The following is a 21,365-nucleotide window of genomic DNA, read 5'->3' as shown; positions in this document are numbered from 1 at the left end:
AATTAATGATTGGTCTCTCGTTTTCTATCATCGAGGACTACTTACAAATAGAAGGATGCTAGGCTTGCTCGCTTCGTGTTCAAAATAAGGTAATGTTATGATTCCACTCAATACATCGATTGTGGCTGGTGTCGCTCTTTCTGAGATCGACGGACAAACGAAAATGCTATTAATGAAACGCGTAAAGGGCGGCTATTGGTGCCATGTTGCAGGCTCGATTGAATTGGGTGAAACTGGTTGGCAGGCAATCGTACGCGAATTTGAAGAAGAAACTAAAATCGAAGCGAAAGAATTGTACAACGCTCAATTTTTGGAGCAGTTCTACGAGGCGAACGTCAATGTCATTCAACTTATCCCGATATTTGCTGTGCTTTGCCCGCCAGACCAAGCGGTAGAATTAAACCATGAACACACTGAGTATCGATGGTGCAGTTTAGAGGAAGCGAAAGCGTTAGCGCCATTCCCTAACCAACATGCGGTTTATGATCATATCTGGGCATACTTTGTTGATACGCTAGCTAACCCACTTTATCGAGTAGACGTGGGTTAGACTTGGTTTACTGCATGTGAGTAACGAGTCCTCAATAAGCTTAGCGCAATAGCTAAACTCCACAGATGCTGAGCACTAAGATTTACCAAGATATGGGGTTAAAAAGGCACTAGCTTGTGCTTGGCATAGTCCCACGTCAACTTTCACACCATGCGATTCTAGTATTGCTACACCGCGACCATTGTTGCGAGGATCTGGATCGAGCATAGCGACGACAACGTGCTTTACACCGGCTTCAACCAGAGTATTGGCACAAGCTGGTGTTCTACCGACAAAAGAGCACGGCTCTAATGTCACGTAGGCTGTTACGCCTTCCATTTCGCCGTCATAGTGATTCAGTGCCTCGACTTCAGCGTGGTTCCTACCAACCTTTTGTGTGTAACCAACAGACACTACTTTATCGTTCTTCACCAATACACACCCTACTGGTGGGTTTGGTTGGCAATCGGGTAGGGCTTGGCGCGAAGCTTCAAGTGCTTGCAGCATGTATTGTTGGTTCATGGTTGTTACTCAGTATGACGAGAAGAATAATTGTTTGTTACCGCGTGCGGTTTCGCTAATAAGTGAGGCATGTTCGATCTGATTGGGCTATTAGTCAATGGTTTTAGCTGTGAAGTTGTTTGATAGTTAGCTGTCAGCAATAGTTAACTCCGGCTAATGGTTAACTTTGGCCAATGAGTTAGCCAGTTTTTAGATTGGACTCGTTGCTCAAATACGTCGCGACAGCGGTTTGGATTTGGCGTTATTTTCAAATGGAACAAGCTCTCTAAACCAAAAGCCGATACACACTCGATACGTCCATGGCAGTTTTTCTTTACTGCGATAGCGGTTTCTTTCTCAGGCCAGTAACTCATTGCATCTAGTGTACTTTGATAAGGTTTATCTTGGTTTCGAGTATGCATATTAGCTTGATTACGAACTTGCCAGTTGAGTTTAGGTAGCTGTTGTTTTAGCAGAGCTTCGTAATCTATGTCCGATTGGTAACCATAATCACCGCGATCAAAGTAGATCACATCAATATCGTTGAGCGGCGTGGGGCTATCAAAACCATGCAAGTGATCCCAAACTAGATTCCTTACGAAACCTGCAGCGACATAGCATTGTGGTAGATCTAATTGAGCCACGCACTCTAAGACTTTTGTTCGCAGTGGATCTTGTTCGATCAAGGCCACGATTTGGTGGGTCAATGCTTGGGTCATGATGGTGTGGTTATATCAGTCACTTGATAATGGCGTGTCACGTTCTTAGTTATCTTACCCCAGTTAGAGGTTTTCACTCTATTTTGGTGGGCCTCAAACGCTTCACGGTTAGTGAACTCTTCATATACTTCAAAGCGGTTTGGCTGCAGTGAGCTTTGGCTAACACGAAATACAATACAGCCCGGCTCAGCCAACGTGAGTTCCTTATGAATGGTCAGTGCTTGTATAACTGCTTCTAAATCATCGTCTGGTACGACAATGTGCCCTTGTAAAATCACTTTACTGATTGTTGTGTCCATTTTGGTCTGCCCATCCTTTACTTATCATGTTGCCTTTCATCAACATAATCCCATTTTGAGTATGTGTCGTATAGAACAATGTGAACAAAAATAGACTTAACTCCCCTTTCCTGTTACGGTGTAACTTTACTTGGTGAGGGTATAATAATTTGGGAACTAAATCCTCGATGTTCCGGTCTATTAAATGAGTATCATAGAAGTGTATTGATACTGAAATGAGTTTGTCATCTGAGAGATCTAACCTTTAATAGGTAGAACGGCTTGTTGGATTAAATTGAGCCACAGTTGATATCTAGGTCATATTTTGATGTAAATGATACTTAGAACTCTTTATATTTTGTGATTTGTATCATTGATCTGGCCATCAAACGCCGTTAGATTCGAATGGTTGGCAATAAAAAGCTCATGAAGAGCAGCTAAATGAAAAGGAAAAATACCTTATGAAAAAAATGAGAAGAGCACAGCTTCATCGCGTTCGTATCCAATACTGGAAAGACACTTCGAAAGAAGCTTCAAAGAAATAAGCTCTACATATCAAGTAATAAAGCTAAAAAATTACAAAGCTGAAAGGCTTTCAAGCACAGCCATCAATGGCAACAAAATGAAACAAACCGATTTCGATAGCACTCTCAATGACCTTCATCTGGTCGGTAGCTAAAGAAATCATCCCTCAAAGAGCTGGCAGGCATTAATAACAATGCAATTTAATGTCAGCTCATTAATACCTCTCAAAGCAAACCTCTTACACAGTTAATCTGTTACCTAGTATATTTCCTACTTAGCACAACGATTCCACACCCAAGATCCAAACAGAAATTACGGGCAATAAAAAAGCTCCCGATTTTTCAGAAGCTTTGATTGCATTATTTACCTATCACGCGATAGGTTTTGTAACCTATTATTGGAACAGCGTCTTTAGACTTACATCGTCCGTTCTGTTTAGTTTAAGGCTCAGTAGATAGCCACCGATACCAAGCAAGACATAAATACTCAAAGATAAGATAGAGACGTCAGAGAGCGCAATGAACGGGTTACTTGCCGTAAGTACTTTCATCGGTAGTGAAGCGATAACAGAAAAGAAGTCATTGATGCCATAGAAACCGAACAGTGCGATAGCCAGCCATTTGATTGCAAAGCTTGAAACAAAGATCACAAGCAATGGCGAGTTAACCAGCTGCGAGATCGCCAGTGTCATTGTCGCTAACGGTAATAGTACCAAGGCAACTAACAGCATTCGACCAAAGAATACCAACCAATTGGTGAGCACATAAAGCAGTGATTGCTGTTCTACTAATAGCGCCAGTTGTTGCTCGCTAGATACGTTTAGAATCCAGAATAGAACATCGGCAAATAGAACCAATAGGGCGCAGATAGCGGGTATCACCACTAAACCAAAGCCTAGCTTCACACCGTGAGTCAGAGCATTCGATACTGGCATGCTTCTCCAAAACATTGAGCTGCCTTCTTGGCGCTCTTTACGCAGTGTTTTTGGGATATACAGCGTTGAAAGCAGCAGTGAAATTAGGCCCGCGCCAAAGTAGATCACTGAGTTAAGGTCTTGTGCGAATTCTCTGTGGATGTCGCTCACATCACCGTTAATTTCCATCTGGAAGAAAAACTCATGCTTTGCCGCGCCATTAAAGAACAGACTCACGAACAGTAACAAACCACACAACGCAACGAATAAAGGTAATCGAGTATTGATTCTGTGCTCGATAAGTTCTTTTTCTAGCATGTAAAAACTTGGGTGCATTATGCCTTCTCCGTCTGTGTTGCAAGGAATAGGTCGGCAAGACCAACGTTGTAGATGTTACCTAGTGATTCAACTTGTGGTTTGTACTGACCTTCCAATAACCATTTAGTCGTTCCTAGCCCCGGTTGTGAAATGAGTGGTTTCAGTTTTTGAATGTCGCTTGAGTGGTTGTTAGCAACTTCGATAATGAAGTAATCACTCTCGATCGCTTCCATACTTTTCTGCAGCACGCAGCGGCCTTGTTTGAGAATAAGTACATCTGTCAGTAGATGTTCGATCTCAGAAACCTCATGGCTAGCAATGATCATCGCACGCTCGCCATCGTGGAACCATTCCAAAAGGTGGCGGTAGAAGGTGTCTCGGTAAATCAAATCTAGGCCAAGTGTTGGCTCATCCAAGATGAGTACCTGAGTGTCAGTTGCGATGATGATCGCAAGGTGAACCTGTACTTTCATCCCCTTAGAGAGCTGTTTGATCGTGGAAGAGAGTTTAATGTTTGTGCTACTCAGAGTTTGCTCGGCTTTTTGTCGGTTGAAACTCGGGTGTACGCCTTCGGTGTAACGAAGTAGTTGTTTGATGGTCATCCATTCAGGGAGCACATTCACATCAGAGATGTAAGATAGGTGCTGCATGAGCTTTGCATGCTGGTGGATTGGGTGGTAGCCGTTGACTTCGATTTCACCTTGGTAGTTATGCCCACCAAGCAGTGACTTGATGAGAGTCGATTTACCAGCGCCATTATGACCAAGCAAGCCAAGCACCTGTCCAGGTTTTAGTTCGAAGCTGATGTTCTTTACACCCACTTGATTTGAATAAGTTTTCGTGACGTTTTTCGCGGAAAGTAAAGTACTCATGACTTGTCCTTTATATGTTGTTCTAGCTGTTTCACGAGTTCTTCGACACTCATATCAATGATGCCTAGTGTCTCAGCGATGGCTGGGATCTGTGTGTTGATGAAAGTTTGGTGTGCGGACTCTTTCAGTGTTTCAAGTGCACCTTCGGCTACATACATACCTTGGCCTCGCTTCTTTTCAACCAAGCCTTCATCAACCAGTAACTGGTAGCTTTTCATGACGGTAAGGTGGTTGATTTTAAGATCAGCAGCAACAGCGCGCACAGAGGGCAGGGCCTGTTGCTCAAGCCAAATACCTTGCAGAATTTGGTCGCTGATCTTAGTGGCAAGCTGCCTAAAGATCGGTTGGTCGTCTTTCCATTCGGTCATAATTAAAACTGTATGGTGATATACATGTATATAACACTAACCTTTTTATTCGTATTGGCAAGACTTTTATAAAAATTAATAGAATATTTTTATGGTTGGATGTTCAGTAAAATGCCCGTTCGAGCATCAGGTAAAGGAATGCCTGAAAACTGGCATAGTGCGCGTTTGGCTATGTGTTTGGGGGTGAAGTTCCACCATGTTTTAATGCTTTCACCACGTAGAAATTGTCTTTGATACTCTTCGAGAGTCGCCTCTATTGCCTTTGACATCTCGACACTAAAGTCGCGTGACGTTTGTTCAAACAAAGATTCTGCCTCCCACAAAGGAAGAGCACTTTGGTTTGCCCATGTGATTCTTTTGTTATCGATGTCATATATCCAAATAGGACACTTTAGGTACTCGAAAGATTGATAACTTGTCATCATGTTGGACTCCACGTGAGGAAGTTTTAGTTAGATGCCACCGAGCAGGCAGCCTACTTCGGTGACTTATCAATACAAATCACCCCCTTTCCATATTAGTGAGAGAGGTGTGTTTATAGGTTTAATGAGCGGATGATCTTAGTCACTTTCCCTTCCTGTGTTGTCTCGATGATATAGCCTTTTTTATCATCGAACATTTCACCATCAATAAAAAGCCATCCATTTGGTTTCTTTACGATTTCTTTAGGGAAGTTCTCATCAAACATAGAATGATTTGGATAGACCGTTTCGATAGCTTCGAATAGGAGCAGTGCTTGATCTTGACTCGCTAGGGTGAGTCTTCCTCTAAGCACATGGTAATTCAGGCAATGGCTGAGTCGTAAACGATTCAGTGACGGTAACTAGTACACCTTTTTGTGAATAGAAACGGTATGAGCCTGAACTGCTTTCACTGCCATCTGGAGACTTGATATAAGGCGTTGCGCTGTGGAACTCACAGTCAAAGACCATTTTTTGAATAATTCTGCTTTGCGGAGCGACCCGAATATCAACCCAAGAACTCACCCGAGATTGAATCTTATTTATCGTTTCTTGCTTATCCGTATCAGCAAGCAATGGTGCTGAAAATAAAGCAGACGTAGCCAGTAACAGTGAAAGCGGTTTATTCATTTTAATAGGGTCCCTACAGGGAGTGATTAAATGACAAATAACAAAGCGACCTATTGGCTATGTGAATATTACTTGAAGTACTAATGAGTTAATAGGGAAGAATGGGGGGAGTAAAAAAAGAAAGTGCTGATGAGTGAGGCAGGTTATCGGTTTCTTTTAGTGGCCAGTCGAATATTCTGGCTTTTTAACCTAAATGGAATCTATTTCTTGGTTTTATAAACTGCAGTATGACTGGTTAAAAGATGGTTGATTTGATTGTTGTTTGTAAACAATTTTAGTGTAAGTGTAGGTAAGAAAATAAAGCAAGTGTAAGTGATTAGGATGGGATACGACATTAAATGCAATCGGTGTCATTTTGCGGATCCTATATAAATCGAGGCTTGCAGGCGACTTGATGTCTGATTTTGTAAACGTAGGTGTACAAATATGATTATTATGTTTTGCGTACGGTAAAGTCTTGACTCTAATAACAATATTGATGATATATGACCAGTATATATACTGCCTACGCTTTTAATAAATACTGGTGATAGATATGTCGAAAACCAAAGTACTCATTGTCGAAGATGACCAAGAGATCGCTCGTTTAACCACACTCTACCTAGAAGCGGAAGGGTATGAAGTGAGCGTTGTTCATGAGGGAAACTTGGCACTTGAAGCTATCCGAAGTATTGAACCCGATTTAGTGCTGCTGGACCTTATGCTACCTGGTATGAGTGGCGCACAAATCTGCCGGGAGGCTCGTGAGTTTTACAATGGAATGATCTTAGTGCTTACTGCCTCTGCAGATGAAATGAGTGAAGTAAGCTTATTTAAGTTCGGTGCTGATGATTATGTGGCTAAGCCGATACGAGGGCATGCATTGCTTGCCCGAATCGAAGCTCTGTTGAGACGTGCAACGCCGGTTACAACAACGGCGGAAACGGTGTCAGAAAACCAGTGTGAGATCGTCATCAATAGCGCAGCCCAAAGTGCCACTTTATACGGACAAAACTTGAAACTCACATCCGCAGAGTTTGAGATTTTGAACCTTCTTGTTAAGAATGTTTGCCAAGTCGTTACCCGAGACCAATGTTGCCAGCTATTCCGAGGGATAGATTATGCGTTTAACGATCGTTCGATTGACATGCGTGTATCTGGTTTACGCCGAAAGCTGCGTGTTCACGCCAAAGACAAACAGTTAATACGCACGGTACGTAATAAGGGGTATATGCTGGTTGCTTAAATTTATTAAAGAGAAGCTTCGCTCTGTTTCGATGTTTGCTCGGCTCTACCTTGGTATTATTACAGGGGTGTCGACGACAATTTTTTTGTTCCTACACCTTGGTGAAGGACATATGAGAAAAACAGAGATTGAGACTTTTCTCAATGATGGGTTGTACTTTGTCGAGCAGTATATCCAACAACGAGACAAAGAAGATTCGCTCTACAAGCAACTCGATAGAACAGGTCATCAACAGTTTTTTATTTTCAATTTACGGCTTTTAGAGAATGGGTCGGGAAGACCTCCTTGTCAACGATGCGAGTTACATACCATCTTAAATGGTGTGCCTATTTACCTCAGCGAAAACAATTTGTACGCGGCTGTGTACCAACTGCCGAATTCCAAGTATAGCTTTGCATTTTATGAAGTCGGGGATTTTTTTTCGCCTAAAATTGAATGGTATGAGGATTCAGAGCGACACTTTTTAATTGGACTTCTGCTTGCGGTCATCATTGTGATTGGAGCAAGTATTTACTTACCTGTCAGAGGCTTTCAAGAGAGAATTGAGTCGTTAGTTGAGAAGCAGAAACAGTTTGGTAAAGGTAAACTGAGTACGCGTTTTGAGACTGAAGATATTCATCCTGTTTCGGAATTGGCTAGCAGTTTTAATTGCATGGCTGAAGAGATAGAAAGCAAGGTGAAAGAGAGCCATATATTTGCTCAAGCAATTCCCCATGAAGTTCGCACTCCGTTGAGTCGAATACAGTTAGCGACTGATATACTGAGGCGAGGAGCGCCTGATCAGCATCAAGCACTTTTTGATGATATCGATACTTATGTGGACGATATCAACGAGCTCACATCAGAGATCATTATGCTCTCGAAGCTGAATGTTATTGACAACTCTTTCTTCGAGTTGATGAAAGAAAGAGCGAGTTTACTTGAATATTGTTTAGACCGAATTCGTTATTCCGAGTTGGACAATGTGACCTTTGAGTCAAAGGTGAATCAAGACAGTACGATAAAGTGTGACTGCTCAATGGTTCGTTTGGTATTTGATAATATCATCAAGAATGCTGGCAACTATACTAAAGACCAAGTTTGGCTGACTTTAGATGAAAACTCGGAAAGCTGGCTAGTGGTCGTTGAGGACAATGGGCCTGGTATTCCTGAGGAGCGTCGTGATGAAGTCTTTGTTCCATTTTCTCGCTTAGACTCGAGCAGAAGCGCTTCAACCGGCGGTTTTGGATTGGGGCTTGCCATTGCAAACTCTGCGGCTAAGAAGTTAGGTTGGAGTATTAAGATCGATGGTAGCAGTCATGGTGGTGCTAAATTTACGATTGTAATTGCTAAGGCGGCTTAACCGTTATTTATCTTTATTGAATCTGCACTCGCTTAGGTCAAACAAAGCCATGGTTTGAACTTACATCCAATAGTTTAAACCGTGGCTTGTACCTTCTAAACTGGAAACGGTTACTGTTTTGAACGGTGAAGACCATAGATTGCGTGGTCAACGATACGACCGTTTAATTTCTCGCTACGTGTAATGATACCTTCTAAATTGAATTGTAAGCGCTCGCAAACCTTGCGGCTGCTTTGGTTCTCGATGGCGGCAGATATTTCGACTTTCTCCATATCTAACTCATTGAAAGCAATATCAATCAGCTTTTTAACCACACGCGTCACAATTCCCCTTCCTTGGTATGGTTCAGACAGCCAATAACCTATCGTTACTTTTTGCACATCGTGATCAATGGTATTGAAACTACAGTTGCCAACGATATTGTCTTGGTACACGATGGCACAGGTCATACTTTTACCTTCTGCGTAATCGTGTAATGAGCGTTGAACGAAAAGCCTAAAATCTTGTTCGGTTTTACAATGTGGCGGCCATGCAAGCCACTGACTTAAATACTCATTTTGACTTTGTGAGAGTTCCGCGTAGTGAGAGGCGAAACGTTCTTCAACCAAAGCAATAGACAATTCATCATCGATAACTGTTTTAAACATGCATTTCCTTTTCTTTTGACTGTTCAGTTGAGTGGATTTTAGTCGGCAGAACATAATGTCGCATGTTTTTTAATATGCAACCACTTGTAGCACGGTTTTTCCGTGATACGTTAGATCTATCACGAAACTCATTAAACCTTACATTAGTTGTGCATATAAACATTAACTATGCATTAGTATTGGCAGCCTAAATATATAAGAACAATAAAAATTCTAGGCTTAAGTAATGAATCAACATTGCCAAGACGTAACCGTAGACCTTAGAAAGGCTCTATTTGGCATAGCTAAGGCGCTTGATAGCGTAGGTTTTGAAAGCAAAAATCATGGGCAACGAGTCGGTTATATCGCTTACCGCTGTGCCCTCAGCGTGGGCTGGGAAGAAGAACAAGCACAGCTTGCGTTCTCGTTGGGGCTCATTCACGATTGTGGTGTATCCCAAGTTGATGAACAGCTCAGTTTGGTCTCAGGTTTTGTTCCTGATTCCACCCACCACCATTGTCAGAAAGGCTATCAAATATTAAAAGAGTGTCCCGTACTTTCGATATTCTCTAAACCAGTGCTTTATCATCATACTCCTTGGGTGGAGCTTAAAGCGTTACCTATTAGTGAATTAGAGAAAGAACTGGCCGCGATTGTCATGCTTGCCGATAGGGTTGACTATCTCTATGGCATCACCTCTTCCGATCGCTATGGCAACCTCACCCCAGATGGAAAAGCGAGCATTATCGAACGTTTGACTGAGCAAGCGGAAGAGATGTTCGAAACTAACCTTTTGCAACATATGTGTGAGCTTGTCGACTTGGATGATTTCTGGTTCTCGATGGAGATCCCTTACATTGAGAATATGAGGGATAATTTTGAACCCGTATCGTTCTTTTCTCAACAGATGTCGTTGGATGAAACGGTCGCTTTTGCAGAGTTTATTGCCAATGTCGTGGATACCAAAAGCTCGTTTACCTTTAAGCATTCGTTGAAGGTAGGGCAGCTTTCAGAATACCTCGCAAAGCAACTGGGTTACTCATATACAACGCAGCGTAAGCTTTATTTGGCTGGCTTAGTACATGATATCGGTAAGCTGCAAACGCCAAGTGATATCCTCCACAAACCAGACCTACTCACTGATGAGGAGTATTGTTGTATTAAGCGCCATGCAACGGATACTAGGTTCGCCCTGCAAGAGTTGTTCAGCTCGCCTCAGATTTGTGAGTGGGCGTCGAATCATCATGAAAGGCTAGATGGTTCGGGTTATCCCATGGGGAAAACAGCAGAAGAACTGGATCAGCCCAGTCGAATTGTAGCGGTTGTCGACGTGTTCCAAGCATTGACACAATCTCGTCCGTATCGAAAGGGGATGACACTGGAAGAGACGATGACGATTTTGACTGAGCATGTCGAGAACCATAAGCTCGACCGTGAAGTGTTTGAGTGTTTGAAGAAGTACGCTCAGTATTGCTTTGAGCTGTCGACTGATAAGTGGGCTTACCCGATTTACGAAAAGTGAGGATCTTGGAGTCGTTTCAATCCCTTCTCATTTTATTTATGGCACTGGCAGTGACTGAGCAAGGCTACTGATATGGTTGTAAAAAAATATTAAAGGAATGAGATGTTGAGAACGAAAATCATAGTGCTAGCTCTGGTCGTCGCTTTGTCAGGTTGTATGGATGAAGATGGTTACGATGAAGCGGTTTTAGAGCAACTTGTCGATCGACAAGCGAATATTGAAGATGTGACGAAGAAACTGGGGCTGCCCGATCGCATCATCAACAATAATGGTTCTGTGGCTTATATTTATGAATATGAGCGCGATCTTCTCGCTTTTACCTTTTATAACGGGGAGTTGTTGTTCAAGGAGAGAGCTGTCAACGACGGTTTTTTATGACTTTAAGATGATCAAACCAAGCGCTCAGTAAACGGTAAGTACAATAAATCGAGTTTGATGAACAACGAGCATTGATTAAAGAGAGACAGAAAAGCGATAGCCGAGGCTATCGTTTTTTATTTGGGGGCTTAATCGCTCAGGAGCAATATAGCGAGGTTAGTATCGTTTTAAGATCTCGGTGATCTTTTGCTCTGTCTTTGCAGCGATAATGACATCAATGAAATGCAACTTATCTATAAAAAGCGCTTCCAAGACACTGAAGTGAATAGTGCATTGCTAAACTAGTCACTTCTGTTTTCTATCATATCTTAAAAAAGCCACACTCTGTGGCTTTTGTTTTGGTGCGACTTTTATTTATCCTATTTCTTGCTGATAAAGTTAATCGCCTCGGTAAAAGCTCGTTTTGTATGTTTTATGACCGCGCGATCGTTTGCATTAAAAAATGTGATGAAAGTCTCAATCAACTGTTTATACTTCTCTTCCGGTTTTAAGCCGGTGCTTAGCCAATACAAGCCGTCACATGGATATGTGAATGACCCCACGGACCGGACCAGCTACGTTCCACTGCTTGTATAAGGTGATTTTTACATGAACAACTCGTCGTTACAGTCGCTAACTTTGTTAGCCCCTTCATCGCGTAGCGTTTTGCTTGCGGTTCTTTGTCCTGTTCCTTTGATGTCATTCGCTTGGCTCATGTTCACTCTATAAGGATTACAAGGACTCATTATGAATATTCTATTTGGTTTTGTCGGTGTTATTACACTGATTGCTTGCGCGTACCTGCTATCTGAAAGTCGTTCTTCGATTAACTGGAAAACGGTGATCCGTGCACTACTACTTCAAATCGGCTTCGCAGCTTTAGTTTTGTATTTCCCATGGGGACAATTAGCGTTAACAAGTCTAAGTAATGGTGTTTCTAGCCTGCTTGGTTTTGCAGATGCGGGTATTGCTTTCCTTTTCGGTGATCTTGCTACTGAAGGTTTCATTTTCGCGGTTCGCGTACTTCCTATCATTATCTTCTTCAGTGCTTTGATCTCTGCGCTTTATTACTTAGGCATCATGCTGAAAGTGATTCAAATCTTAGGTGGAGCGGTGCAAAAACTGCTTGGCACAAGTAAAGCTGAATCTTTGGTTGCGACTGGTAATATCTTCCTTTCTCAGGGTGAGTCTCCTCTTCTTATTCGTCCTTTTTTAAAGTCTATGACTCGTTCTGAACTGTTTGCTGTAATGGCAGGTGGTATGGCATCGGTAGCTGGTAGTGTGCTTGGTGGTTATGCAGGCTTGGGTGTTGAACTTAAATACCTCATTGCTGCTAGCTTCATGGCGGCTCCGGGTAGCTTGTTAATGGCGAAGATCATCGTTCCTGAACGCAGCACACCGAGTGACTACGACCACATTGAGCTAGATAAAGCTGATCAAAGCAACGTAATTGATGCATTGGCTAGCGGCGCGATGAACGGTATGAAGGTTGCGGTAGCCGTTGGTACGATGTTGATTGCATTTGTGAGTGTGATTGCCATGGTAAACACAGGCTTAGAAAGTCTAGGTGATACGTTCGGCTTTGCGGGTATTACGCTGCAAGCTATCTTCGGTTACCTATTCTCACCACTAGCGTGGCTAATCGGTATTCCGAGTGATGAAGTATTAATGGCGGGTTCTTACATTGGTCAGAAGATCGTAATGAACGAGTTTGTTGCTTTCATCGACTTCGTTCAAAACAAAGCGCTACTGTCTGAACACAGCCAGGTGATTGTGACATTTGCACTGTGTGGCTTTGCTAACATCGGCTCTATTGCGATTCAACTGGGTTCTATCGGTGTAATGGCGCCAGAGCGTCGCGCAGAAGTAGCGAACCTAGGTTTAAAAGCAGTCGCTGCTGGTACGCTAGCAAACCTAATGAGTGCATGTTTAGCGGGTATCTTCATCCTGCTTTAATCTAGATTGAGCAAAAGCCGCTAGATTCAGTTAAAGCGGAGGCCTTGCTTGCGGAGTTTACGTAAAGAAGGTCTCCGCTTTTTTGTGTCTGTTACAAAGTCGAATGAGATGAGCACTAGGTTTTTCGTGCTGTAGAGTGCGAAAAGCTTCACTCTGAAGAGTAATAGAGCAAGCCTCTTTTATCCTATATACTTGAATATTATTGGGTTGCGACTAGTCATATGCGGTTTCGAGTAGTGATATTTGGTACCGATGAACAATAGTGGCAACCAAATTCAAAAAATCAAAGGTCTTCCCATGAACATGCGCGTTCTCATTGGTCTTATCACCACCTTCATTGGCTTATTTGCGATGGTTTATCTTATTGCTGGTGATGAACAGTTTCCTATATCTCAGTGGCCAAAAGAAGCTTATCTAGGTTTGGTATTTAGTGTTGTCTGGGGCGCGGGTGTAGCAGCATCGGCAGCGTACTTCTTCTCAGCACTGGTGTTCGTGACCGTTGCTGCGGTTTGTTATGCAATTGGCTACAAGATCGGTGGCTTATTTACTAACGACTCTGAAACCTAGCTAGTCTGACTATGTGGTTGAGTTGCATGTAATGCATTGGTGCGATCGTTTTAAGGTGTATTGGTATCACCGAAAGCAAACCCATCGTTGGAAAGGGGAGAAAGCAAAGTCTCTAGGTTGGACCAGTGAAGAGAGCCAGTTGTGTCGCTTCGAAGTGATCGCACGCGCTACAGACTTTGAGAAAAAAAGTGTTTTGGACCTAGGGTGTGGTTACGGAGATCTGTTTGGACTACTCGACAGCATTTATCGTCTCCAATCATACACAGGGGTCGACCAGCACTCTGGCTTCCTTAAAACGGCTAAGCAAAAGTACACAGAAGCTCGCTGCCAATTTATTGCGGGTGATATGAGCAAGGTGCCTCTTGAAACCCATGATGTGGTTATTGCTAGTGGTTCATTGAATTACATATGTCGAGATTCTGATTACCTGACTAATATGATTTCTCGGATGTTTGACCTAGCGAATCAAACCGTCATATTTAACCTTCTTAACTCTAGTCAGTACCCCTCGCGCAATACCTTGATGAGCTATCATCCTCAAGGTGTTTATCGCTTCTGTAAAACGCTGTGTGACGATGTCTCTTTGATTGAGGGTTACACCGAAGGTGACTTCACTATAGTGATGAACAAGGCTGTATGAGCGTTTTAGTTTTATGCTTTGTACGCGCTATTGATATGTTTCAGGTATTAAAAAGCCTCACGCCTTAAAGGTATGCGGCTTTTTGGCTTTTGTAGTCTGGCTTAAGTGCTCATTTATTTTCAACGAGTCCGTAAGGGAGGGTTTTAAATACCTTGGGGTTCCCTTTGAAGGTTGGTGCTTCATTCACCTGTTGCCAGTCAAGTAACATGATTGCCAATACGTTGCGGTGCTCTCCGTATTCAAGGTCAAAATCACCGGTGATTGAAGGGATCATACCACGCTGCTTATCAATCGAGGACTGGATAACAAGCTGAGTCTTCTCTACCACTGGATCATCTTCAAGGCCTGCCAATAGGAAGGTTAAGCCAACCTCGGCAATAACATCTTCTTTGGCACGCAGCAGGATAGTATCGATGTTCTCTCTAAAGTAATCATAGATCCATTGGTGTTCTTGTTCGCTGACTTGATGTTGATAGTACTCAGAGTCACCGAAGATGACGTGTGTCATGCCGTAAATCTTATTGCCAAACTGCTGGCTAGAGAGCTTTTTATCCTTGTCGTCAGGGTAGGCTTTTTTAAAGGTTTCGACGAAATCATCAACGACATCTTGCTCACCCAGTTGGCGTAGCCAATAAACCTGATTAGCGAGCTGAGCAGCCCACGCTTTCACCATGTCTTCATTGGTGACATAACGAGAAAAGTCATAGCGACGGATGATTTCGCGTAGTTTGGCGTCGTTCTTATGCTTTAAACCGTATTCATTGGCACGGGCCATGGAGCCTAGAAGGTCTACGCCAAGGTAGAGGTACTCGGGCATATGTTTGGTAATGTTGTAACGTCGTACACTACGCTCATCGTCATCGCCGACATAAGAAGACACTCGTTTTTCTGAATATAGAACGATCTGCTCCATGGTATGGACGTCATTAGACAGGCTGCTGAGCTTACTTGCCACGCGAGCCATATCGCTCCATACCGCTGCAGCGTATTTATCATCTAATGTTTGACGATACATGCGCAGTCCGTAATGCCCCTCTTTAAAGGCCGACAGCGTGTAAAGCTGGCTTTCATAGGTCTGACGAATCAAGTCGGCTGATTGTTTGAAAGGCTGTTCTTGAGAGTAGATAGATTCAGCTTGCAATTGAACAGCTGGTACGCTTGTTGCTTTATGGTTCTCTTGTACGTCAACAGCCTTGTTTGTTTCAGAGGAAGCTTGTACGTGGAACGCAATGGCAACGGAAGTTGATAACAAGGTGCACAGAGTGAGAGTTTTTAACTTCATATGAGTAGTACCAAGCTGATTAATCATGAGTACAAAATAACACTGATGCATCCTTTAATGTAAGGTTTGGGTCAATACAATGTAAGCTTTATGAGGTTCATTTAGGTTTTTTGATTGAGTAATCAGTGTAGTTAACTGGCTATGAGTGATGGATGACTCAATAATGAATGTAGACCAGACTTAAAGTATGGATTTTTAATCGCTTGTCGGCATACTGAAAAAACAAGCCAGAAATGAGCCGATTAAAGGCAGTAAACAGAACAATAGTGTTAGAGGTTCTCGTATGCCAAGTCGTTTTAGCAAGCAGTGGCCTGCCAAAGTATTATCGTTGTTATTCTTCTTTGTTGTCGTAAGTGCAATTGAGCATTTTCACGCCAAGCAATTGACCCTTCTTAAAAATGAATCGTATTCTGTCGCTAAAAAGCAGCTCTCCATTATTCGATCTCGTATAGAAGCGACGATCGTGTCAGACATGTATATTCTCAATAACTTCTCAACACTTGTGACGATTAATCCTAATGGAGACCAAAAAGGTTGGGACCAGATTGCTCAGAATATCATTCGAGATGGCTTCCACATTCGCTTAATCGGCCTTGCTGAGAAGGATGTGCTTAATTTTGTTTATCCACTGGAAGGCAACGAACAGCTCCTTGGTATTGACTATCGAGACCATCCAATTCAATGGGAGTCGGTCGAGATCGCTCGCAACATAGGTAACACATTTATTGCGGGTCCTTTTGAACTGTTCCAAGGTGGGCAAGCCTTAATAACAAGAACCCCTATCTTTAGAGATCCTCCTTTTAACCAAGACTATTGGGGCGTATCGAGTGCGGTTATCGATCTAGATACGCTGTTAGAAGATGTAGGTGTGGGCAAAATTGAAAACAAATATAACTTAGCCATTCGCGGTGCAAACAGTGCCGGTAAAGATGGACAGGTGTTTTATGGGACGCAAGAGGTGTTTAGCAATGCCTTTACTACCGAACAAGTTAGCTTTCCTTACGGGGGATGGTATTTGGCGTTATCGGGTAACGACCACGTACTGATGGATGTGCCTTGGTATCGAATTCAAGCCGTTAGGATCGTGGGCTACACCATAATGTTGATGCTTGCGCTTGCCTTTATTGCGATTTATCGCCTATATCGGATTGCTGATAGTCGCTCCATGCATGACGAGCTGACTATGCTGCCAAATCGCCGTTACTTTATGTATAGCCTTAAGCAAGCATTCAGAACCGTTCAGAAACAGCGAACGAAAACTTTTGCAGTGGTGAACATCGATCTTGATGGCTTTAAAGCGATCAACGACACCTTTGGACATGCAGCGGGTGATAAGGTGTTAGTTGAGTGTGCTAAGCGAGTGAAGGGCAAGCTACGTACTTCTGATATTGTCGCGCGGATTGGTGGGGATGAGTTCTTGGTTCTACTACCGCGTATTATTGATGAGCAACATGTGGCATCGATTACCAAAAAACTACAAGATGTTATCTGCGAAACGCCCGTTGTTTATGAGGCGCACTCTATTTATCTCAGAATCAGTGTCGGTTGGGTGATTTATAACGACAGCTATAGTGACGTCGATGGTCTCTTGAAAGTCGCTGATGAAAAAATGTACGACCAGAAGCGTCAGATTACCTAGAGATAATCTCAGTTGCGATTAGAATTTAGTTGCTGAATGTGGGGAAAAGCCTCAGAATACCGCGCTTTGCTCCGTATCAAGAATTTGATCAGCAAAAGCTGCAGCGGCACCCTTTATCATTTGTCGCTCGTACTAAATGTTATTCAACTGAGAAAATAATCTATGAGTTTTACCTCCCTTGGCCTTTCTGAACCAATCCTTAAAGCTATTGAAGCACAAGGTTACGATAAGCCATCACCAATCCAAGAGAAGGCCGTGCCAGCTGTCCTGACGGGCAAAGATGTAATGGCCGCTGCTCAAACAGGGACAGGTAAAACTGCTGGCTTCACGCTACCTATTCTTGAATTGCTATCAAAAGGCCCTCGCGTTCGTCAGAACCAAGTGCGCGCATTAGTATTAACACCGACTCGTGAGCTTGCGGCTCAGGTCAATGGCAGTGTTGTTAAGTACGGTATCAATCTACCTTTGACTTCAGGTGTGGTATTCGGTGGCGTAAAAATTAACCCTCAGATGCAAAAACTGCGTAAAGGCAGTGATGTGCTGGTGGCAACACCGGGTCGCTTGCTTGATCTATACAACCAAAATGCTGTGCGCTTCGATCAACTTGAGATCCTAGTCTTAGATGAAGCGGACCGTATGCTAGACATGGGTTTCATCCGCGATATTCGTAAGATCTTGGCTTTCTTACCTAAGAAACGTCAGAACCTACTGTTCTCTGCAACCTTCTCTGATGATATCCGTAGCCTGGCGAAAGGCTTGGTTAATAACCCGGTTGAAATTTCAGTAAGCCCTGCAAACTCAACGGCGAAAACTGTTGAACAGAGTATCTACCCAGTAGATAAGAAGAAAAAGAGCCCAATGCTTGCGAAGCTGATCAAAGATAATGATTGGCGTCAGGTGTTGGTATTTAGCAAAACTAAGCACGGTGCTAATAAGTTGGCTCGTTTCCTAGATGAACAAGGCATTACTGCTGCACCTATTCATGGTAACAAGAGCCAGGGCGCTCGTACCAAAGCGCTAGAGAATTTCAAAACGGGTAAGGTGCGAGTATTGGTTGCAACTGATATCGCGGCTCGTGGTATTGATATCCCACAATTACCTCAAGTAGTTAACTTCGACCTTCCACACGTATCAGAAGACTATGTACACCGCATCGGTCGTACAGGCCGTGCTGGTGAAGTTGGTAAAGCAATTTCATTGGTTTGTGCAGATGAAGTTGGTGAGCTTTTCGGAATTGAGCGCCTTATCCAGCAAGTGTTAGAGCGTCGTGAGCTGGAAGGTTTCTCCCCAGTAAATAAGCTACCTGAGTCTCGTTTGGATACGCGTCCAATCAAGCCTAAAAATCCGAAGAAAGCAAAACAACCACGTGAACATGTGGATGGCCAACGCTCGGGTGATAATGCTCGCGGTCATAAGCCCGCAGGTAAGAACAAGCGCCATGTACCAGCTACAGGTTCTGCACCAAAACGTAAACCTACACGCGCTAGGAAGCCAGCTGAAAACGGTTCAACTGCTGTTGGTGAAGAGAAGTCAGTAAGAAACAATGGCAGCAACTTCAAGCGTGGGAATACAGGTAAGAAGCCAGCTTCGAACCAATCTAATTCACCAAGTCACTCAGGTTTACAAAGCCATTCGGGTTCAAAAAACAATCAAGGTAAACCGACAGGCTCTGGTAAAGTGAAGAAGCCTGAATACGGTGGTAGTTACGGACCAGGTAAGTCATCGAACAGGCCATCAACAAATAAGCCTTCAGCGAATAAACCGTCTCGTTCTCGCTCGAAGCCAGCACCTCAAAAGTAAACCAGCACCATACAAACAGAGGATAGGGTGCTGGGTAGAGCCTTGTTTCTAAGAAATATCCCCAGTTTGTATTGAATCGAATAAGCGCGAATATTGATTATCAATGTTCGCGTTTTTTATGCGTGATGTTCTGAAGAGAAGAGAGCTGGTGGAGGCTAAAACTATTGAATAAACTAAAAAATAGTGATTTGACTCAAGTGTAATCAATTTTTAATGATTGTTTAATGGCAGTATAATCACTAGCGTTTTGTTGTTATTTGCAATTTGCAATTCCAGTTTGCAAAATAAACAGGAATTTACGGCTAATACGTGTCCAGGTGCGTAGTAAATAGGTGGTTTGAAAGTTGGCACGTATGCTGCATTGTCAGAGGTGACCCTTAATAAGCCGAGGGTCACCTAGCCAACTGACGTTGTTAGTGAACCTTTATTGTTCACACAAAATACATGACCAATCACCCTTTTGTGATTGGTTTTTTTTGTTTGAATTTGAGATTCTATTTTTGTTTTACTTTTTACTCTCTTCCAAAACCAAGCAAATCAAATTATCCATTAACCCTAATTAGCTCAGCTTTGCTAAGCAAAACAAGCAGAGTATGAATGCCAAGAGCCATGCTCGACTGGTTTCGCTATTAACATTCACCGCATTTGGAATAACAGCTTGGTTGGCGAGGGCACTCTCCGCCTCTTGAGCAGATAAGCCTCGCCTCTGTTTCAATCCCACGTTCAATCCAATTTATATTTAGAATCTTGGCTATTGTCGTGAGATCTTTCTTGATGTTACGTGGGATAGCTACAGAACCGCCATTATTAACGCATGAAGCCTTGAGCTGCTCTGCTATTTCTCTTGAATTACCGCCTTGGGCATCAATCGCAGGGTTGAGGTCTATGCCTGCACATAATACGCGATTGTTACCCGCTGGATCCGTCATATTGATGGATTCACAACAGTAGATTCTTGGCTCATCTCCCACATTCAAGATGGAGATTTGAGCCGAGGTACCCGCACGGGGCTCAGATAATCGACGGAACACAGCCCAATGTTGGCATGGGTCGGCGACCGTTCTCATATTTCCCCAAGGCAGTGGAATCCCGTTCCCGCGGTATACCGCTTTGAGCTTCCCCGGTCCATAAGCATCAAAATAGTGCCAGTGAGGGTATGGCGATACTACCGTCATTCGACGCATCGCAACAGAGGGGGAAACCCCTGCTCTTTCGTGAACGTCGATTTCATAACCGGTGCGGTCAAGCAATTGTCTGAATGGAACTTTAGGGCACAGCAGCGCTCCAGCAAAGAAGCTAGATTCAAAATCTCGCCATGCTTGCAAAATATCTTGAGAGTTGAGTTGAGAGGATCCTGACACTTGGTTGTCGTCCCAGGTGTTGTTATTACCTACAGACAAGACACTCTTTAACCCTTCTTTGCTATGCAAAATGCAATGGCCAATATACACCGACAAGTCGTATTTCAAACGCGTAGGATACTCCTTGAGGATTTCATTTAAAAAGATCGTGCCTGGCGGCTCAAAGAAGGACGTTACCAACTGTTTGGCATTGATGCCTAGTTCATCGACCACGTCTTGCGGTGTGCGTGTTACCCAGCGGATGTTGATTCCGAGGCTTTTAGCGATGTCTATTAGACCTTCTATGCTGAGGTTGAGTCGCTTTAGACCTACCTCTTCTGCAGCCCGCTCAAGGTCAGGGAAGTGGTTCTGGTGGCTCTCTTGGTGGGCCCTGATCAAAAGATGTGCAAATTGGCGCCCGGAGATACCTGTTTGCGACAACATCTCTGGTATCGCGATTTGCAGGATATCGTTAGAGAAAAGGAAGCTAGGCTCAAGAGCCATACCACTGATCCCGCCTCGATTACCTTTGTCGGGAGCAATCGCTTGCTGTTCTGATTCGTCGTCAAGAAACCATGTTGGGCTCTTTTGGAAGACCTGCGCAATGACTTCAAGCATATCGATGCTTGGTACTCGCTTTCCACGTTCGATCATAGAGAGGTAAGAAACGGAAGGTGCATACTCTGGGTTGATTCTAATACAACGCGCAGACAGATCTTCCATCGTTAAATGGTTACGCTTCCTAAGGTTACGTATCTTCGTACCTAGGAAATGTGACTGACGAACTAAACTTTTTGACAAGGCCATATTTGTAAAATTTACATTGTAAAATTTTTGTTGTGAAATTGTATGTAAAAAAGCGCTAATCTACAAACTAAGCAATTCACAAAACGATAAATAAGTTAAACGTTCGTTTGGAATAATTGCTCTAGCACACATTTTTGCGTTATGAACC

At 43.2% G+C, this 21,365-nt stretch carries 19 protein-coding genes and 2 pseudogenes; 10 read left to right on the top strand and 11 right to left on the bottom strand.

Features of this window, described 5'->3' with window-relative positions:
- Nucleotides 1–97: 97 nt before the first annotated feature.
- Nucleotides 98–550 carry an NUDIX hydrolase gene (locus A3712_RS13430; protein ID WP_063523865.1) on the top strand — a complete coding sequence of 151 codons (453 nt, stop codon included), beginning with the start codon at nucleotides 98–100 and terminating at the stop codon, nucleotides 548–550.
- 75 nt (nucleotides 551–625) lie between these two features.
- Here the strand turns inward: A3712_RS13430 and A3712_RS13425 are convergent, their stop codons facing one another.
- The 8 genes and pseudogenes from A3712_RS13425 to A3712_RS28875 form a co-directional block, all read right to left on the bottom strand.
- Nucleotides 626–1,051 carry a bifunctional diaminohydroxyphosphoribosylaminopyrimidine deaminase/5-amino-6-(5-phosphoribosylamino)uracil reductase RibD gene (locus tag A3712_RS13425; protein WP_063523864.1) on the bottom strand — a complete coding sequence of 142 codons (426 nt, stop codon included), beginning with the start codon at nucleotides 1,049–1,051 and terminating at the stop codon, nucleotides 626–628.
- Nucleotides 1,052–1,194: 143 nt separating this feature from the next.
- Nucleotides 1,195–1,749 (bottom strand): nucleotidyltransferase family protein, encoded by a 555-nt coding sequence (locus A3712_RS13420; RefSeq protein ID WP_063523863.1) that lies wholly within the window; start codon nucleotides 1,747–1,749, stop codon nucleotides 1,195–1,197.
- On the bottom strand, nucleotides 1,746–2,036 hold the full coding sequence (locus A3712_RS13415; protein ID WP_063523890.1) for a putative quinol monooxygenase: 291 nt from the start codon (nucleotides 2,034–2,036) through the stop codon (nucleotides 1,746–1,748). The genes A3712_RS13420 and A3712_RS13415 overlap by 4 nt, the downstream gene beginning before the upstream one ends.
- A 910-nt stretch (nucleotides 2,037–2,946) precedes the next feature.
- Nucleotides 2,947–3,801 carry a hypothetical protein gene (locus A3712_RS13410; RefSeq protein WP_063523862.1) on the bottom strand — a complete coding sequence of 285 codons (855 nt, stop codon included), beginning with the start codon at nucleotides 3,799–3,801 and terminating at the stop codon, nucleotides 2,947–2,949.
- Nucleotides 3,801–4,655, bottom strand: a complete 855-nt coding sequence (locus A3712_RS13405) for an ABC transporter ATP-binding protein (RefSeq protein ID WP_063523861.1) — start codon at nucleotides 4,653–4,655, stop codon at nucleotides 3,801–3,803. The genes A3712_RS13410 and A3712_RS13405 overlap by 1 nt, the downstream gene beginning before the upstream one ends.
- Nucleotides 4,652–5,023, bottom strand: coding sequence for a GntR family transcriptional regulator (locus tag A3712_RS13400; RefSeq protein WP_063523860.1), 372 nt, complete (start codon nucleotides 5,021–5,023; stop codon nucleotides 4,652–4,654). Before A3712_RS13400 ends, A3712_RS13405 begins: the two co-directional genes overlap by 4 nt.
- A gap of 98 nt (nucleotides 5,024–5,121) precedes the next feature.
- Nucleotides 5,122–5,448, bottom strand: a pseudogene (locus A3712_RS13395) (GGDEF-domain containing protein); the annotation flags it as partial.
- Nucleotides 5,449–5,558: 110 nt separating this feature from the next.
- A pseudogene (locus A3712_RS28875) lies at nucleotides 5,559–6,114 on the bottom strand (hypothetical protein).
- A gap of 535 nt (nucleotides 6,115–6,649) precedes the next feature.
- Between A3712_RS28875 and A3712_RS13385 the strand changes: the two are divergent.
- Entirely contained in the window at nucleotides 6,650–7,339 is a 690-nt protein-coding gene (locus tag A3712_RS13385) for a response regulator transcription factor (RefSeq protein WP_063523858.1), read from the top strand.
- On the top strand, nucleotides 7,332–8,681 hold the full coding sequence (locus A3712_RS13380; protein WP_063523857.1) for a sensor histidine kinase: 1,350 nt from the start codon (nucleotides 7,332–7,334) through the stop codon (nucleotides 8,679–8,681). Before A3712_RS13385 ends, A3712_RS13380 begins: the two co-directional genes overlap by 8 nt.
- Nucleotides 8,682–8,791: 110 nt before the next feature.
- Here the strand turns inward: A3712_RS13380 and A3712_RS13375 are convergent, their stop codons facing one another.
- On the bottom strand, nucleotides 8,792–9,328 hold the full coding sequence (locus A3712_RS13375) for a GNAT family N-acetyltransferase (protein ID WP_063523856.1): 537 nt from the start codon (nucleotides 9,326–9,328) through the stop codon (nucleotides 8,792–8,794).
- 226 nt (nucleotides 9,329–9,554) lie between these two features.
- Between A3712_RS13375 and A3712_RS13370 the strand changes: the two genes are divergently transcribed.
- The 5 genes from A3712_RS13370 (at nucleotide 9,555) to A3712_RS13350 (ending at nucleotide 14,349) form a co-directional block, all read left to right on the top strand.
- Nucleotides 9,555–10,829 (top strand): HD-GYP domain-containing protein, encoded by a 1,275-nt coding sequence (locus A3712_RS13370; protein ID WP_063523855.1) that lies wholly within the window; start codon nucleotides 9,555–9,557, stop codon nucleotides 10,827–10,829.
- Between the two features lie 102 nt (nucleotides 10,830–10,931).
- On the top strand, nucleotides 10,932–11,207 hold the full coding sequence (locus A3712_RS13365; RefSeq protein WP_231891807.1) for a hypothetical protein: 276 nt from the start codon (nucleotides 10,932–10,934) through the stop codon (nucleotides 11,205–11,207).
- Nucleotides 11,208–11,933: 726 nt separating this feature from the next.
- A complete protein-coding gene (locus tag A3712_RS13360; protein WP_063523854.1) occupies nucleotides 11,934–13,142 on the top strand; it encodes a NupC/NupG family nucleoside CNT transporter in 1,209 nt (402 codons plus the stop codon).
- Nucleotides 13,143–13,439: 297 nt separating this feature from the next.
- Nucleotides 13,440–13,709, top strand: coding sequence for a hypothetical protein (locus tag A3712_RS13355; protein ID WP_063523889.1), 270 nt, complete (start codon nucleotides 13,440–13,442; stop codon nucleotides 13,707–13,709).
- A gap of 31 nt (nucleotides 13,710–13,740) precedes the next feature.
- Entirely contained in the window at nucleotides 13,741–14,349 is a 609-nt protein-coding gene (locus A3712_RS13350; RefSeq protein ID WP_063523853.1) for a class I SAM-dependent methyltransferase, read from the top strand.
- A gap of 109 nt (nucleotides 14,350–14,458) precedes the next feature.
- Here A3712_RS13350 and A3712_RS13345 read toward each other — a convergent pair whose 3' ends face one another.
- Nucleotides 14,459–15,631, bottom strand: coding sequence for a DUF3541 domain-containing protein (locus A3712_RS13345; RefSeq protein ID WP_063523888.1), 1,173 nt, complete (start codon nucleotides 15,629–15,631; stop codon nucleotides 14,459–14,461).
- Between the two features lie 283 nt (nucleotides 15,632–15,914).
- Between A3712_RS13345 and A3712_RS13340 the strand changes: the two genes are divergently transcribed.
- Together A3712_RS13340 and A3712_RS13335 are read left to right on the top strand one after the other, a co-directional pair.
- Complete coding sequence (locus A3712_RS13340) at nucleotides 15,915–17,270, top strand: diguanylate cyclase (RefSeq protein ID WP_063523852.1); 1,356 nt, start codon at nucleotides 15,915–15,917, stop codon at nucleotides 17,268–17,270.
- A gap of 162 nt (nucleotides 17,271–17,432) precedes the next feature.
- Nucleotides 17,433–19,070, top strand: coding sequence for a DEAD/DEAH box helicase (locus tag A3712_RS13335; protein ID WP_063523851.1), 1,638 nt, complete (start codon nucleotides 17,433–17,435; stop codon nucleotides 19,068–19,070).
- 629 nt (nucleotides 19,071–19,699) lie between these two features.
- On the opposite strand, the gene A3712_RS13330 is transcribed toward A3712_RS13335, so the two are convergent.
- Entirely contained in the window at nucleotides 19,700–21,217 is a 1,518-nt protein-coding gene (locus tag A3712_RS13330; protein WP_082856241.1) for a DUF3612 domain-containing protein, read from the bottom strand.
- Nucleotides 21,218–21,365 lie beyond the last annotated feature (148 nt).

Origin of the sequence: Vibrio sp. HI00D65 (assembly GCF_001635455.1) — a bacterium.
Lineage (GTDB): Bacteria > Pseudomonadota > Gammaproteobacteria > Enterobacterales > Vibrionaceae > Vibrio.
This window is presented reverse-complemented; position numbering and strand designations above follow the sequence as displayed.

What these genes read in the sequence shown, in the direction of transcription:
- A3712_RS13430 (WP_063523865.1), top strand. Translation starts at nt 98, where the DNA reads ATGATTCCACTCAATACATCGATTGTGGCTGGTGTCGCTCTTTCTGAG.
- A3712_RS13425 (WP_063523864.1), bottom strand. Translation starts at nt 1,051, where the DNA reads ATGAACCAACAATACATGCTGCAAGCACTTGAAGCTTCGCGCCAAGCC.
- A3712_RS13420 (WP_063523863.1), bottom strand. Translation starts at nt 1,749, where the DNA reads ATGACCCAAGCATTGACCCACCAAATCGTGGCCTTGATCGAACAAGAT.
- A3712_RS13410 (WP_063523862.1), bottom strand. Translation starts at nt 3,801, where the DNA reads ATGCACCCAAGTTTTTACATGCTAGAAAAAGAACTTATCGAGCACAGA.
- A3712_RS13405 (WP_063523861.1), bottom strand. Translation starts at nt 4,655, where the DNA reads ATGAGTACTTTACTTTCCGCGAAAAACGTCACGAAAACTTATTCAAAT.
- A3712_RS13400 (WP_063523860.1), bottom strand. Translation starts at nt 5,023, where the DNA reads ATGACCGAATGGAAAGACGACCAACCGATCTTTAGGCAGCTTGCCACT.
- A3712_RS13385 (WP_063523858.1), top strand. Translation starts at nt 6,650, where the DNA reads ATGTCGAAAACCAAAGTACTCATTGTCGAAGATGACCAAGAGATCGCT.
- A3712_RS13375 (WP_063523856.1), bottom strand. Translation starts at nt 9,328, where the DNA reads ATGTTTAAAACAGTTATCGATGATGAATTGTCTATTGCTTTGGTTGAA.
- A3712_RS13370 (WP_063523855.1), top strand. Translation starts at nt 9,555, where the DNA reads ATGAATCAACATTGCCAAGACGTAACCGTAGACCTTAGAAAGGCTCTA.
- A3712_RS13365 (WP_231891807.1), top strand. Translation starts at nt 10,932, where the DNA reads ATGTTGAGAACGAAAATCATAGTGCTAGCTCTGGTCGTCGCTTTGTCA.
- A3712_RS13360 (WP_063523854.1), top strand. Translation starts at nt 11,934, where the DNA reads ATGAATATTCTATTTGGTTTTGTCGGTGTTATTACACTGATTGCTTGC.
- A3712_RS13355 (WP_063523889.1), top strand. Translation starts at nt 13,440, where the DNA reads ATGAACATGCGCGTTCTCATTGGTCTTATCACCACCTTCATTGGCTTA.
- A3712_RS13350 (WP_063523853.1), top strand. Translation starts at nt 13,741, where the DNA reads ATGCATTGGTGCGATCGTTTTAAGGTGTATTGGTATCACCGAAAGCAA.
- A3712_RS13345 (WP_063523888.1), bottom strand. Translation starts at nt 15,631, where the DNA reads ATGAAGTTAAAAACTCTCACTCTGTGCACCTTGTTATCAACTTCCGTT.
- A3712_RS13340 (WP_063523852.1), top strand. Translation starts at nt 15,915, where the DNA reads ATGCCAAGTCGTTTTAGCAAGCAGTGGCCTGCCAAAGTATTATCGTTG.
- A3712_RS13335 (WP_063523851.1), top strand. Translation starts at nt 17,433, where the DNA reads ATGAGTTTTACCTCCCTTGGCCTTTCTGAACCAATCCTTAAAGCTATT.
- A3712_RS13330 (WP_082856241.1), bottom strand. Translation starts at nt 21,217, where the DNA reads ATGGCCTTGTCAAAAAGTTTAGTTCGTCAGTCACATTTCCTAGGTACG.